9 protein-coding genes and 1 pseudogene are annotated in these 16,040 nt (G+C 44.4%); 6 read left to right on the top strand and 4 right to left on the bottom strand.

The genetic code is table 11. The features are described from left to right. Positions 1–45: 45 nt before the first annotated feature. Together metH and HNQ41_RS02995 are read right to left on the bottom strand one after the other, a co-directional pair. Positions 46–3,525: a methionine synthase gene (gene metH / locus HNQ41_RS03000; protein ID WP_184662938.1), complete on the bottom strand. Its 3,480-nt coding sequence runs from the start codon at positions 3,523–3,525 to the stop codon at positions 46–48. A gap of 45 nt (positions 3,526–3,570) precedes the next feature. Next, complete coding sequence (locus HNQ41_RS02995; RefSeq protein WP_184662937.1) at positions 3,571–5,421, bottom strand: bifunctional homocysteine S-methyltransferase/methylenetetrahydrofolate reductase; 1,851 nt, start codon at positions 5,419–5,421, stop codon at positions 3,571–3,573. 479 nt (positions 5,422–5,900) lie between these two features. Here HNQ41_RS02995 and HNQ41_RS02990 point away from each other — a divergent pair, with 479 nt between their 5' ends. The 3 genes from HNQ41_RS02990 to HNQ41_RS02980 all read left to right on the top strand — a co-directional run bounded on the left by HNQ41_RS02990 (position 5,901) and on the right by HNQ41_RS02980 (position 8,986). Continuing rightward, complete coding sequence (locus tag HNQ41_RS02990; RefSeq protein ID WP_184662936.1) at positions 5,901–6,575, top strand: MgtC/SapB family protein; 675 nt, start codon at positions 5,901–5,903, stop codon at positions 6,573–6,575. Between the two features lie 641 nt (positions 6,576–7,216). After that, positions 7,217–8,323 carry a Fic family protein gene (locus HNQ41_RS02985; protein ID WP_184662935.1) on the top strand — a complete coding sequence of 369 codons (1,107 nt, stop codon included), beginning with the start codon at positions 7,217–7,219 and terminating at the stop codon, positions 8,321–8,323. A gap of 231 nt (positions 8,324–8,554) precedes the next feature. After that, entirely contained in the window at positions 8,555–8,986 is a 432-nt protein-coding gene (locus HNQ41_RS02980) for a hypothetical protein (protein WP_184662934.1), read from the top strand. Here the strand turns inward: HNQ41_RS02980 and HNQ41_RS02975 are convergent, their stop codons facing one another. Both HNQ41_RS02975 and HNQ41_RS02970 read right to left on the bottom strand, forming a co-directional pair. After that, a complete protein-coding gene (locus tag HNQ41_RS02975; protein ID WP_184662933.1) occupies positions 8,987–9,478 on the bottom strand; it encodes a hypothetical protein in 492 nt (163 codons plus the stop codon). It abuts the gene before it with no gap. Positions 9,479–9,589: 111 nt separating this feature from the next. Beyond that, on the bottom strand, positions 9,590–10,411 hold the full coding sequence (locus HNQ41_RS02970) for a hypothetical protein (protein ID WP_184662932.1): 822 nt from the start codon (positions 10,409–10,411) through the stop codon (positions 9,590–9,592). 374 nt (positions 10,412–10,785) lie between these two features. On the opposite strand from HNQ41_RS02970, the gene HNQ41_RS02965 reads away from it, so the two are divergent. From HNQ41_RS02965 to HNQ41_RS02955, 3 genes and pseudogenes are all read left to right on the top strand, one after another. Next, positions 10,786–11,310 (top strand): hypothetical protein, encoded by a 525-nt coding sequence (locus HNQ41_RS02965; protein WP_184662931.1) that lies wholly within the window; start codon positions 10,786–10,788, stop codon positions 11,308–11,310. A 480-nt stretch (positions 11,311–11,790) separates the two neighbouring features. Beyond that, complete coding sequence (locus tag HNQ41_RS02960) at positions 11,791–15,495, top strand: pullulanase (protein WP_184662930.1); 3,705 nt, start codon at positions 11,791–11,793, stop codon at positions 15,493–15,495. Positions 15,496–15,755: 260 nt separating this feature from the next. Next, positions 15,756–16,040: pseudogene (locus HNQ41_RS02955) on the top strand (hypothetical protein); the annotation flags it as partial.

The raw sequence follows: 16,040 nt of genomic DNA, 5'->3' as shown, positions 1-16,040 counted from the left end.
AAAAGCGAGCCTGAAGTGTAAACACCTCAGGCCCGCTTGCACACGTCACACACTAAAATAGCGCCCCTCCGGATGAGCGAACACCATCGCCGTCACACTCGCCTCCGGTTCCATCATATATTCATCCGTCAATCCAACCCCGATATCACGCGGCTCAAGCAAACGAAACAGTTTCTCCTGATCCTCCAAATCCGGACAAGCAGGATAACCAAACGAGACGCGAATCCCTTGATAGCGTGCCGAAAAACGATCTTGCATCGTCAAATCCGCCGAATCAGGAATGCCCCACTTATCACGCATCAACTGGTGCACCCGCTCGGCAAAGGCTTCCGCGAGCTCGAGCGCAACAGCTTGGATCATATGACTCTCAAGAAAATCTCCTCTTTCTTTCGCAGCTTCCGCCAGCTCGCGGACCCCTTTCCCCGCTGTCACCGACAAAAACCCGACACTATCCATCTCGCCACTCTCAACAGGACGAAGGAAATCAGCTAAGCACATAAAAGGGGCCTCACTTTGGCGCGGAAACGAAAACCGCTCCAACACCTTCTCCCCAGGCGCCTCTGGATCATAGACGATGATATCATCACCATCCGATTGGGCAGGGAAAAACTGATAAAGCCCGTCCGCACGTAAAAATCCTTCCTTCTCCCCCCGCGTAATCATATCGTTCACTTGTTCGAGCAGGCGACGCGCCCGCTCGTCACCACGATCCAAGGCCCGCTGAATGTTACCACGGACACCGAGGTGACTTCCGATTAACGACTGCATGTTCACATACGGCTGCAAATGCGTCAAATTGTAATTGCGTAGCACATGCTTTTCAAAATCCTCCGGCTGGTAAACCGGCACATCTTGAGATACGCTCGTGCGCACTTTTTCCTTTGTGGCCGTCGCTGTGGCCGCTTCGTTGTTGCCGGCGCCTCCACCTGCGGCTGCTTCAGCTTCCGTGCGCGCCCGTTTCTCGAGTTTTTCTTGCACATTGTCAGCAAGCACTTCCCGTTTTTTGGGGTCGGCAAGCTGATTGGCAATCTCTAGACCATTCATCGCATCCTTTGCATAAAGAACGAGCCCGTTGTACTGCTTCGTAATCTTCGTTTCTGTAAATTTTCGCGTCAACGCCGCCCCACCGACGAGCATAGGAACATCAATGGCCCGCTCGCGTAAATCATTTGCCGTTAAGACCATTTGTTGCGTCGATTTGACGAGAAGACCAGACAACCCAATCGCATCGGGCTTCTCACGTTCGACCGCTTCGATCAGTTCGTTTGACGTCACTTTAATGCCGAGATTCACGACTTGAAAGCCGTTGTTACTTAAAATGATATCGACAAGGTTTTTACCGATGTCATGCACATCGCCCTTCACCGTTGCGAGCAAAATCTTCCCTTTACCGCGATCATCCCCGTCCTCTTTTGCTTCCATATGTGGCTCTAAGTGAGCAACAGCTGCTTTCATCGCCTCTGCCGACTGCAAGACTTCCGCAACGATCAGCTCGTTGTCGTTAAACAACTTTCCGACTTTATCCATCCCGTTCATAAGTGGTCCGTTAATGATACTAAGCGGGTCATCATAAGCTTCTAACGCTTCATCGAGATCTTCATACAAGCCATCCTTCGTTCCCTCAACAATGTAGAGCGCAAGCCGTTCCTCTAAAGGAAGGGAAGACGATTCTACCTTTGCTTCAGGCTTTTTCTCACGGTAAAACGCTGTGAAAGCAGCGAGCGTGTCATCGTTCGTATCAAAAAGCAGTTTGTCAGCGAGCTCTTTTTCCTCATCAGGAATTGAACCATAACGTTCGAGTTTTTCAGTGTTAACGATCGCGTAATCGAGCCCTGCTCTCGTACAGTGATACATATACGCCGCATTCAACACTTCACGCCCAAGCGGTGGAAGACCGAAGGAGACGTTACTGACACCGAGAATCGTCATACACTCAGGCATCTCTTCTTTAATGCGACGAATCCCTTCCACGGTCGCTTCTGCGGACCCGATGTACTGCTCATCACCCGTACCCACAGGGAAGACGAGCGGGTCAAAAATAATATCCTGCGGCGCGATCCCGTACTTATTGACGAGCAAATCATAAGAGCGACGCGCGATCTCGACTTTGCGATCGGCACTGACACCCATCCCTTGTTCATCAATCGTTCCGACAACAATCGCCGCACCATAACGACGCACAAGCGGAGCGATCGCTTCAAAGCGCTCTTCACCATCTTCTAAATTGATCGAATTGATAATCGCTTTTCCTTGCGAATACGTAAGCGCACGAGCTAAGACGTGCTCATCTGTCGAATCGAGCATCAGCGGTGCTTTCACCTTATTAACGACATAAGAAAGGAACTTCTCCATATCTTCCATTTCGTCACGGTCAGGATCGGCGAGACAGACATCGATAACTTGCGCCCCCTTTTTCACTTGCGCACGAGCAATCTCTGACGCCTCTTCAAACTTATCTTCCGCGATCAACCGCTTAAATTTCCGCGAACCAATCACATTTGTACGCTCACCGACGAGGAGCGGCCGCATCGATTCATCATAGACGAGCGGCTCGATGCCAGAAACAGCATGAGGGTGCCCGCCATCCACTCTACGCGGTGGGTAATCCTGGATCACTTCCCGGATCGCACGAATGTGTTCAGGCGTTGTCCCACAACAACCACCAACAATATTGAGCCAGCCTTTTTCAGCAAAGTTCTCAAGTTTTTTCGCAAGCGATTGCGGCGTTTCATGATAATGACCTTCTTCATCAGGAAGCCCCGCATTCGGATAACAGTGCACATACGTCGTTGATAATTCAGAAAGCGAGCGCAAGTGATCTTGCATAAACTCCGGCCCCGTCGCACAGTTGAGGCCAACGACCGTCGGATTCATATGCTCAAGTGAAATATAAAACGCCTCAATCGATTGCCCGGCAAGCGTTGTCCCCATCGGCTCAATCGTCCCGGAAACGATCAGTGGCATGTGAATCCCTCGTTTTGTCGTCACTTCCTCAATCGCCACGTACGCCGCCTTCACGTTCCGCATATCTTGGCTCGTTTCCAAAAGCAGCACATCGACACCACCGTCAATCAGCCCCTCGACTTGCTCCGCATAAGCCTCCGCTAACGCTTCAAACGTCGTCCCACCAGTCACCGACAAAGACTTCGTCGTCGGCCCCATCGCACCAGCAACAAAACGTTGCCGATCTCTCGAACTAAACTTTTCCGCTTCCTCCTTCGCCACAACAGCCGCAAGCCGATTCAGCTCATACGCCTCATCTTGCAAATTGTAATCTTCCAACACAAGACTCGTCGCCCCAAACGTATTCGTCTCAATAATATCCGCACCAGCAGCCAAATAATCATGATAAATCTCCCTAATCACATCAGGCGACACCTCATTCAACTTCTCATTACAACCTTCCAACGCCTCACCGCCAAAATGCTCCGGCGATAAATCCGCATTCTGCAACATCGTCCCCATCCCACCATCAAGAATGAGAATCCGACGCTCAAGCGCCTGTTCAAAAGCTGATTGACCCATGCTGTACAAACCACCTTTCCCTTTATGAAAATATGAAATCGCGCGTTACTGTACCGTCATTTCGTTGTCATATTCCTTATTCAAGGCATATGCCGTGAGTTCAGCCGTCATTTGATAACGGAGAAACGGTGTAATCAAATAGATGCCATTGAAATATTCCTGCGCCGCATCAAGCAAATCTTTCGCCATCGCAAGGCCTTCACGTTCAGAGGCTTCACGGTCGCCAGCAACCGCCGCCATGCGATCGCGCACCTCATCGGTGAGTGAAATCCCAGGCACCTCGTGATGGAGAAATTCCGCATTACGCGCACTGACAAGAGGCATAATCCCAATGAAAATCGGAACAGGCAAATGTTTCGTCGCTTCGTAAATCTCTTGAAACCGCTCAGGGCTGTAGACGGGCTGACTCATAAAATAATCGGCCCCAGCTTCAATTTTCTTCTCAAGACGTAACACTTCACGGTCGAGTCGGCGCGCATTCGCATTGAACGCAGCCGCGACAGAAAATGACGTCTTTTCACCAATATCCTTCCCTGAAAAGGACACCCCTTCGTTCAACTGATTGACAAGCTTCATTAAATGTTGCGAAGACATGTCAAAAACCGAGGAAGCCCCAGGGAAATCGCCGACTTTGGCTGGATCTCCAGTAATCGTTAAAATATCGTGAATCCCCGCAGCGTGAAGCCCGAGCAAATGCGATTGTAAACCGATCATATTTCGATCACGACAGGCGAGGTGTAAGAGCGGGCGCGCGCTCGTTTCTTGTTTCATTCGCATGCCAAGTGAAAAGTTATCAATTCGCGCTGAAGCAAGCGAGTTATCGGCGAGCGTAACAGCATCAGCCCCAGCTTTAGCGAGCACTTCAGCCCCTTCCATAAATGAAGGGATTAACGAGAGGGACTTTGGTGGGTCTAACTCGACGATCACCGATGTACGGGTTTTCGTAATCTCAGGAATCGGCTCATCTTGTCGCGGAGCCGCATCCATAGCCACAGGTTGTCCTTGGCGCTTTTGCACGTTTTTCTCCGTAATAGGCGTCAACCCCGCGACGTCGACAGCTTCGCGAACCGAACGAACGTGCTCAGGGGTCGTCCCACAACAACCCCCGATGAGTCGAACCCCTTCACCGACGAGCGGCTTTGTCATCTCTTTAAAATAAGCAGGGTTGGACTGATAGAAGAACCGTCCATCACGCACATTCGGAAGACTCGCATTTGGATAAACAGATAAATGTGCATGGTCCAACAGTGGCACTTCCTCTAACGATTGCAACATATGGTGCGGGCCCATTCGACAGTTGACCCCAGCGACATCAGCGCCAGCTTTCTCAATTTGCTTTAAGCCGTCTTCAAGCTTAACCCCACCTTGTAAAACACCGATATCGCCCATAGAAACTTGCGCAATGATCGGTTTATCCGTACGTTCGCGCAGAAACTCAATGAGCAAAGTCAGTTCTTCTAAATCGTAAAACGTCTCCAGTAAAAAGCCGTCAACGTCCTCATTAAGTAAAGTGGATGCTTGCTCTTCAAGGCTTTGGCGCATCTCATCAACGTCAAATTCATTTTGAAAGGCGTTGCCGATCCCGCCAATCGTCGCAAACACAAACACATCTTCTGGAGCGACTTCCTTTGCTATCCGAACTGCCTGTCGGTTGATCGCTTCTGTTTGTTGTTCAAGACGATAGCGGCTTAGCTTTAATGAATTCGCAGCATATGTATTCGTCTGAATGAGATCGGCCCCAGCATCGATATATTGTTGATGGACAGCGCGAATTTGATCAGGTGCTGTCACGTTATATTCCTCAAAACAACCTTCCATTCCGTCTTGGTATAAGAGCGTCCCGATTGCTCCATCTCCAACGAGAATCCGCGATTCAATAACATCTCTAAACCCCATGGAAAAACCCCTTTCATAACAAGAAGTCCGTTTCTGTCATTACGCTGGAACCTATCCTGAAAATACATTGAAGAACAACAACAAACCCCACCAAAAACACTTTTGGTGGGGCTCATCTTTTCTAAGGATGATTCAGAATGACCGAAAACCCCTATTTTCAATGTATGATCGACGATTATGCAGTTGCCAATATATTCTGACTATTATAACTTAAATTCTTCTGAAAAAGAAAGTATGCGTGTAATATATCACAAAATTCTTACAATTATCAATTGTCAAGCCTCAGGGATTTCTTCCAAGTTTCATGAGATCGTCACCTTCATTCAAGGAAACATGATCAAAAAATGATAAAAACGGGTACATCATAAATAGGAAATAAATTTTCTTGTTTTTGAATATCCTTTAATTATATACTAATAGTCACGATTAAAAGAACGAATATTCAGTAAAGTGAGTGATGAAGCAAGGGAGGGAGAGAGATGGAGGAATATTACGTAAAAATAGGGATCACAGCCTTGCTAGCCTTTGCCATCGGTATCGATCGAGAAATCAAGAAGAAAGGTTTAGGACTGAAAACATTACTGACCATTTCTATTACAAGCTGTCTGCTTACAATCGTATCCATTGAAGCGAGCTACATCTATACCGCAACAGATTTAAGAATTATGGACCCAGGGCGTATTCCAAGTTACATTATCTCAGGTATCGGCTTTTTAGGCGCCGGCGTCATCCTACGAAGAAACAATGACGTCATCTCAGGGCTGACAACCGCCGCTCTCGTCTGGACATCAGCAGGCATGGGCATTGCCATCGGCATGGGTTTTTATAGAGAAGCCGTCGTCGCGATCGTCATCATCATGATCAGCGTCAACTTCCTCCCATGGCTCATCAAAAACTACGGTCCAGCAAAACTTAATGAACGAAAGATTAAAATCAAAATGATCGTAGAATATAACGGTGGCGTAACCAAAATCCTAAAAGACATGAAACAAAACGGCATCACAACCCACCACGTCAAAGTCAAAGACATCAACGAACAACAAAAACAAATGGACATCACCGCCTTCATCAACGAAAAAAGATACACCACAGACGTCTACGAAAACATCAAAGAACTAGACAAAGTCGTAAGCGCCGAAGTCGAAGGGCTTTAGAGAGTGAAGGAGGGGAAGCGTGGGTGAAGCGTGGGGACGGATCTCGTTAGCCGAAATTGTAATGAACATGTAATAAAACTTGAGAAGAGATTACAGGTCTCGCGGCCACGGACATACGTTCCGTTATTTCAGCCAAATACGCCATTTTTAGAGGTCGAACGGACATGTGTTCCGTTAATCCCCTCTTTTGCATGCAATAAAGGGCGATTTTTTGCAAATAGCGGAACTCATGTCCGCAAAACGCTCAAAATCAGCCTTTTTCACGTAAATAACGGAATCAATGTCCGCAGCATCAGAAGCATACACAGAATCCGAATCCGCAGAAAACCACAAGAGAACCCCGACGAACGTGCCCACATCTCGTCGACCTATCATCATCATACGTTTTTCTCGAGCTACGAAAACAGCCACAGTGCCAAACCGCACTTATCTATCCGCTAAAACATAAACGTGCCCCTGAAGTGACCCATTCATCTCTAATCACCTCAGGGGCTTTTCGAGTCTACGGAGATAAAGCCTACTTTGGAAAGATCCGAATTGTTTTATTACAACAAAATAACCTTAAATAATATCGTAATATCGAGATATGATGTATGATAGATAAATAAACGGTTAAAAATTGTTGTAAAGGAGGCTGGAAGATGAAAAATCCATATCATTTACCGATGCTTCCTGTCACGTTCGATACGGAAACTGAACTTGAATTTTATAAAGAAGTTGTGGATGCCACAGCCAAGCTTGAAAAATTAAAGCAAAAAATACGATATTCGCCTGTCAATGAATCCTTTCTTCAGTTGTTAACACTTCATGAATCTGTTCAATCAACAAGGATTGAGGGGACTCAGGTGACCTTTAGTGAGATGCTTGAAGATAGTATTGATGAGAGAGACGATTGGGAAAGGATTGAAGTTCGAAATTACCAAAAAGCGCTAAGGGTTGGTGTTGAATCCATTCAACATGGGTACCCATTAACGCAGCGTTTAATCCGTGATATGCATCGTTCGTTAATGGAGGATGCTAGGGGATCGGCAGGAGGGTCGGGAGAATATCGAAAGATCCAAAACTTTATAGGTCCGACAAAGGATATGAAAGACGCTTCTTACATTCCACCTGAACCTCACCGTATGGATGACTACATGTCTAACCTTGAACACTATATCAACGGTCATCCTTACAAAAAAGAAAGTGACGAAAAGAAATTACACCCATTAATAAAAACGGCCGTTATTCACGCGCAATTTGAATCGATTCATCCTTTTTTAGATGGAAATGGAAGGTTAGGGAGAATATTAATTGTTTTATATCTCCTTCAAACAGATATTATTAACTCCCCATTCTTTTTCTTAAGTGAAGAATTAGAGCGTGAAAGGTTTAAATACTATGCATTACTAAATGGAGTACGTTCCATCGGCAAAAAAGAACCCGACTGGAGAAGCTGGATTCTCTTCTTTCTTGAAGCAACAAATCGAATGGCTGAAAAACAATTTAAGAAACTAGACGCAGCAGAAGAGTTATTTGAAAAAGGAAATCGTAAATTAGAGCAACCATCAACACAAAAAGTATGGGAAGCCCTTTTTAGACAACCGATTGCCAATGTGCATCAAATTCAGGAAATAACCAAAATGGCACCAACGACCATTCGTAAAAGCCTCCGTGACTTAGAGCAATTAAATATGATTTTCGGTGATGACCGCAAACGAAACCGTCGATTTTATCAGTATGACCTTATAAGAATTATGAGTGATTAGATTAAGGAAGAGAGGAAGCGTGGGGACGGACCCCGTTAGCCAAATTTGTAATGAACATGTAATAATACATGAGAAGAAAACAAATCCTGCCACCACATCCGTGCTTAGGTAGAATTGAAACAGAACAGAATTTGCAAGTTGCACGGAAAAATGCGGTTCATCTATCCGTTTATTGCTGGGGTACGTAGGATTTTTCTCGCTTAAAACGATAAAAGTAATGAGGAGAATATTATGAACGAAACGATGATACACGATGCTCAATGGTTTAAAGAAGTGCTGCCTTTATCGTTTGATCAATTCGTCATACAAAGTACGGCAGGTTACTTAACGATGATCCCTTTCCTGCTCGTAATGACCGTTATTCCAATCTATGTCGCGACGATAGCTTTTAAGCTGATTCTTTTCAACTCGACAGTGAATAACTTAACAATGAAGGACGAACCAATGACAGACGATGATGCCGACAAATTTTATAAGTGCATTAAGAGGTCATTCCCTAAAAGTCCGGAAATATTGGACAACCTCCGCAGCATCTATGAGGACATGAACACGAGTGAACATGTTTCATTAGACTATAAGGAAGAAATCTATGAGAAGCTTGTCAAAAAAGGCATCCAAGACATTGAAAAACCGCAAATTGATCGAAAAATTGGTGAGCGATAATCATTGCTCACCAAAAAATGCTGGTTTTTCCGCAACTGTACATAACCCGAGAGCACGGTTTTGCCACAAAACTTCTTCTACTTTTCCCGCTTTCTCCTGGTCGCATTCAATAATCAACACCACTTCCGTATGTATATCCCCTTTACGTTTCTGACGATCGCCTTGCTTCTTTTTATAGATGAAGAGGTCGATCGAAAAACCAAGCAGCGCGCCAACGACGAGACCAATTAACCCCCATATAATCGGACCGAGATATAATATGAAACCATAAATACAACCGAATAACATAAAAATTGTGCCTAAAACCGTAGCTAAATTAAATAAACTCACCCCATCTGAATGGTGAATCGAATCAAACAACTTCCCTGTTTCTACTCTTTTATCTAGAGGGAAACCAAGGATATTTTTCTTTGCAACGCCATGTCGTTCTAATTCATTCAATGCTAATTCTAATGATGTTGAATATTCAAAAGAAGCAATAATGTGCATCATGTTCACCACTTGTCATTTTTTAACGTTAAGAAAGCATAAAATTTTATCAAGGAAGATGTTCGACGTAGTAAAAATTTTGAAGTCTTAAGTATAAGTGCAACTACGCCTCTGTCATCGCCTTAAAGGATCGTCAATCGGCGATTTTTCTTTAAGGGTCGTAAGCATTTTGGAAGGATTCTGCTGATAATGTTTCTTTAAAAAATTAGACTGTTCTTTTTCGAAAATTTTATTTAATTCAACGGTGTAACTGTAGCTATCATAGATACTAAACAAGTAGATAGAAGGAATGAAAAAGAACCATTGTGGATCAAGGGTCTGTATAGCCAGTGCAAAATTCCCGATCATTGTATGAAGAATGGCAGTATGAAAACCAGAAAAATAAACAATGACAATCCACCAGATAATCGTATAAACCGCACTCGGGGTACGGTCGACATAAATGTAACCTAAACCAGGAGAAATAGCTGAAAAAATCGCCGCCATACTTGGATGTTTTTTATCTAAATAGTTAACTTCAAGTGCAGTAATTTTAAATGGCGCTAACGGACTGTTTTCTGTATAGGCGAGCACATATAATTTATTCATCTCAACCGTCCGCCGGTAAGCATCCCAAATATTAAAAATATAAATCCCGACATACATAATTGCCCAAACAGGGTCGAGAACGTCTCTCGCTTGATCGAACTCTCCGATAAACGAATAAAAGATCGCTTGATTGAGTCCACCATTAACATTCACAAAAATTTCCCAACCAAACAGGATCATTCCCATTATGAATTTACACAACATAAAATGACCAAGCCCAGGTAAAGCCGCAGCCCACCACGCAACGACCCAAGGATTTCTGTATGTAATCAAATTATTATGATAAGAAGCCGAGTGATGAATCGTTCGACGTTGAGACTTATTTCGAACCAAATGTTTAGATTCCATAACCAATGACCTCGCGTACCAATTTTAGTATGTTTATTATGACCAAAATGAAAAGGAACATACAGTAGGGATTGGGAAGGACATTTCATATTTATCGGATAGGAATAGAAAGGAATCATTCGAAGCAAAGAAAGTGGTGAGACTTTCGTTCGTTTAGCGAAAATTATGTAAGTGCCCTTGTAACCAGCGTGCAGGGCGCTTTTTTATAATCGCTTCACCTGAAGGAAAAAATGGTTCAGCTGAAGGAAAAGTTGTCCAACCTGAAGGAAAAAACGGTTCAGCTGAAGGAAAAGTAGCTCCTGAACGAAAAATCGGTTCAGCTGAAGGAAAAGTTACCGCACCTGAAGGAAAAAACGGTTCACCTGAAGGAAAAAATGATCGCACCTGAACGAAAAAACGGTTCAGCTGAAGGAAAAGTTGTCGCACCTGAAGGAAAAATGGTTCAGCTGAAGGAAAAATTGACTTACATGAAGGAAAAATCGGTTCACCTGAAGGGAAAGTTACCGCACCTGAACGAAAAACAGGTTCACCTGAAGGGAAAATCGGTTCAGCTGAAGGAAAAGTTGTCGCACCTGAACGAAAAATCGGTTCACCTGAAGGAAAAGTTACCGCACCTGAAGGAAAAGTTACCGCACCTGAAGGAAAAATCGGTTCACCTGAAGGAAAAAATGCCGCACCTGAAGGAAAAATTGGTCCACCTGAAGGAAAAATTGCCGCACCTGAACGAAAAAATGATTCAGCTGAAGGAAAAGTTACCGCACCTGAACGAAAAACCGGTTCACCTGAAGGAAAAATCGGTTCACCTGAAGGAAAAGTTGCCGCACCTGAAGGAAAAAATGGTCCACCTGAAGGAAAAGTTGTCCAACCTGAAAAAAACAGTCCACCTGAAGGAAAAATGAATGAACCTTAACGTGACACACACTGAGAAAGAACAATTCGCCCCTTTCTATATATGTATCACTATTACGATAATGTCGGTAGTGAGATTAAATTCGATTTGAAAGAGATTTAATAGGGGCGCTCTCTTTGTTGGGAGTGGCTATATCCACTTCCATATTCAGGTTTTTCATGGCAATTATGTAAAATCTATTGATCTATCCTTTCAATGGTTGTAAAATTTAATTAGTGAAAGCGTTTGCAATATAAGTTGAAACAATTCAACTATGGATGTGTTCATATTTTACAGCTATTTGTGCAAACGATTTCACCGATCGCTAAGCGCTAGCAGTTGGTCACTAACCGCCAACCACTGACCACTAACCGCTAGCGACTCCCTGCTAACCGCTACCCCTGAATCTAACCTGAAAGCTTGAAAGGAGGGAACCTTTAGTCAGTTTACCGCTTCGATTTCAATGTTTGAAAGGAGAGGAGAATACTTGGTGAAAAGAGAAATGAAAAGAAAATCATCATTCTTAACAGTAGGTGTATTATCACTAGGCATTGCTTCCTTGTATGCGACACCTGACCAAGTGGAGACAGCGGCTGCATCCAATGGCGGCGACGACATTCCAGATGACACCCTCCGCGTCCATTATGACCAAGGAAATGACGATGTATCTGACATAGGTCTTTGGCTATGGGAAGATGTTGAGACCCCATCAGAAGATGAAGGGGATTGGCCAGATGGCAAGTCCTTTACTGAAGATCAAAAGACCGATTATGGTCCGTACTTAGACATTGCGCTTCAAGATGATGCTGAGCTGGTAAATCTTCATGTTTACAGTGAAGAAGAGGAAGATGCAATTACAGATGACGTTGATATTGAGATACTCTCTGAAGACATGAACGAAGTATGGCTATCTGAAGAAGGAGACCTCTATCATTATGAACCTGTTGAATTAGAAGACAATAAAATCCGTGTTCACTACTACAGTGAAGACGAAAATTACGAGCCTTGGGGCCTTTGGACTTGGGAAGATGTAGCCGAGCCAACTGAAGAATGGCCGATGGGTGCACACCCATTTACAAGCGATAACGTAGGACCGTATGGCTCATACGTAGACCTTGAAGTTACAGAAGACGCAGAAGAAGTCGGCCTATTACTGGTGGAACGTAATGAAAATCCTGATGAATCTGATGATATGTTCTTCAGAGACTTTGAAAACCATGACCAAGTTTTCTTGAAAGAAGGGGAAAATGAAGCTTACACAAACCCTTATTACGTTCAAGGTCACCAAATTGAATATGGGCAAGTGAAAGAAGAAGACCGTATTGAACTAGGGTTTACAGCAACTGAAGGAATGACAACAGAACAGCTTGGAGAGGAACTAGACATCGTTGACGCGAACGGAAACGAGGTGTCCTTTGACGAAGCGGTCGTTGAAGATGAACAAACGGTATCCGTTTACGGTCAATTTGACCATGAAGTCGCACCATTTGACGTTTCTTATGGTGATCAGTCTACATCAGCATTTATCAGTTGGCAGCTCAAAGACGAATTGTATGCGTATGATGGGGACCTTGGTGTTGACCTTCACGACGATGGTTCAGCAACACTCAAGCTATGGTCGCCAAGTGCGGATAACATTTCGATCATCCTTTACGACCGCGACGACCAATATGAAGTGGTTGTAGACGATGTCGACATGATACGTCAAGATACGGGTGTATGGGAAGTGACGCTCGATGAGGAAAACACCGGTGTCGAAGACTTAACTGGCTATTATTATCACTATGAAATTGAGCGCGATGGTGAAACGGTGAAGGCGCTTGATCCATATGCAAGCTCGATGGCGACATGGGATAGCAGCCGTGAAGATGATGGGGAATTTCACGTCGGAAAAGCAGCGATTGTCGATCCATCTTCCATCGGACCTGAGCTTGACTATGCTGATATTGAAGGATTTGAAAAGCGTGAAGACGCGATCATTTATGAAACACATGTCCGTGACTTTACAGTAGATCCAACGATTGATGAGGAGTTAGAATCTCAGTTTGGTACGTTTGCTTCGTTTGTAGAAAAGCTCGACTACATGGAAGACATGGGTGTCACGCACATTCAACTTCTCCCAGTGATGAGCTATTTCTTCGCTGATGAATACAACAATGACGAGCGTTTAATGGATTACTCGTCTACACAAAACAACTATAACTGGGGTTATGACCCACATAGTTACTTCTCGTTAACGGGCATGTACTCGGAAGACCCAGATGACGCTGAAAAGCGCATTGAGGAATTCAAGAAATTAATTGATGAAATTCATGACCGAGGTATGGGGGTCATCCTTGATGTTGTATACAACCATACAGCACGCGAACACCTCTTTGAAGACTTAGAGCCAAACTACTATCACTTCATGGACGCAGATGGTACGTCCAGAATTAGCTTCGGTGGTGGTCGATTAGGTACGACACACGAGATGGCGCGACGTATCCTTGTAGATTCTGTCATGTATTGGGTTGAGGAATTTAAAGTCGATGGCTTCCGTTTTGACATGATGGGCGACCAGGATGCTGAAACGATTCAAAAAGCTTACGACAAAGCGAAAGAAGCGAACCCGAATATTGTGATGATTGGTGAAGGTTGGCGAACTTACGTCGGTGACGAAACCGATCCTGATGTTCAACCGGCAGACCAAGACTGGATGCAAGATACGGAAAGTGTTGGATCCTTCTCTGATGATTTCCGTAACGAATTGAAATCCGGATTTGGTTTTGAAGGGGAACCTCAATTTATCACAGGTGGAGAGCGCGATATCCAGCAAATTTACGACAACGTAACAGCCAATCCACACAACTTCAAAGCCACTAACCCTGGAGATGTTGTGCCATACGTGGCAGCACACGATAACTTAACGCTTCACGATGTGATTGCTTATTCCATTGAAAAGGATCCCGATTATCATCAAGAAGAAATTCATGAGCGGATCCGCCTTGGAAACTTGATGACACTCACTGCACAAGGAACACCATTTATCCACTCTGGCCAAGAATATGGCCGTACAAAACAGTTCCGCCATGATGACTATCAAGAGGAAGTCGATGAACCACCTTATGCGTCCACATTTATGACAGATGAAGACGGTGAACCATTTAAGTACCCATACTTCATCCATGATTCGTACGATTCTACGGATGCGGTGAACTTATTTGATTGGGAAAAAGCGACAAATGAAGAAGCGTACCCAATAAATGTAGAAACGCGTGACTTCACGCGTGGAATGATTGAACTTCGCCGTTCGACGGATGCGTTTAGACACGGAACAATGGAAGATATCGACGAGAATGTTTCGTTTATTGACGCACCAGAAATTGACGAGGAAGACTTAATCATTGGCTACAAAGCCACGTCATCTGACCAATCTGAATCTTATTACGTTTTTGTCAACGCAGATGACCAAGAGCGTACATTAACGCTTGAAGATGCAGACCTTACTGAAGGAACAGTCATTGTTGATAGCAATGAAGCAGGTGTGACAGAAGTAGAAGATCCAACTGGATTCGAACTCACACAAGACGACATCACGCTTGATGCGTTAAGTGCGGTTGTCGTTCAAAAAGATGAAGAATCCGCACAACCAGAAGGCGCATTCGAAGACGTTGATTCAGGGTTCTGGGCTGCTAACTACATTGAACGCCTAGCTACAAATGACATCGTCAAAGGCTACGCTGACAATGTTTACTTCAAACCAAGCGAGCAAATGAGTCGCAGTCAGTTTGCGGTTGTATTAACACGTAGCTTAGACCTTTCAACCTCTGAAACTTACAATAACCAGTTTCCGGATGTTGAAGGCAGTGAATGGTTCGTTGAAGAGCTGATGCCAGCCTATGAAGTAGGCATCATCCAAGGTCGTGATAGCGGTGAGCTCGCACCAAATGAAAACGTCACGCGTGAAGAAGCTGCAGTGATGGTTGCACGCGCGATGGAGCACATCGGCCACGAGCCAAAGCTAGATGAAGACAACCATGTCACAGACTTAGAAGACACAGCCAACTTTGCCAAGAATGACGTAGAACAAATCGTTCAAGCAGGCATTATGCAAGGGAACAGTGACAACGAGTTAAACCCTAAAGATCCGACAACACGTGCACAAATGGCTGCCATCGTTGACCGCTTCTTACAAGAAGCGAACGTCCTCGATTAAGTCGCACAAATGAAAGTAAGTTTAGGCGCTCTCTTAGGTGAGAGCGTCTATTTTAATGTTAGATAGATACCGAGAAAGACAGCGTCTCGATTTTGTGGAGCCCCTTTTGGGAGTGAAGAAGTGGATTGGGTTTTTGTATTACATTTTTTTACCTCTTTCATTTATCATTACGGAACAAAAACATTTAAAAATGAAATCGAGACATCACCGATCTCTTAAAAGGGACATTAGGACAAATTCTATTTCACCTGAAGGAAAAGTTGTCGCACCTGAACGAAAAAACGGTCCACCTGAAGGAAAAATTGTCCAACCTGAATGAAAAAACGGTCCACCTGAAGGAAAAGTTGACTCACCTGAACGAAAAAACGGTTCACCTGAAGGAAAAGTTACCGCCCCTGAACGAAAAAACGGTCCACCTGAAGGAAAAGTTACCGCACCTCATCGAAAAAACGGTCCACCTGAAGGAAAAGTTACCGCACCTCATCGAAAAAACGGTCCACCTGAAGGAAAAGTTACCGCACCAGAACGAAAAAACGGTTCACCTG

This window comes from Texcoconibacillus texcoconensis, from assembly GCF_014202575.1.
Lineage (GTDB): Bacteria > Bacillota > Bacilli > Bacillales > Salisediminibacteriaceae > Texcoconibacillus > Texcoconibacillus texcoconensis.
Note: the sequence above shows the minus strand (reverse complement) of the source record. Positions and strands in the feature narration are given on the sequence as shown.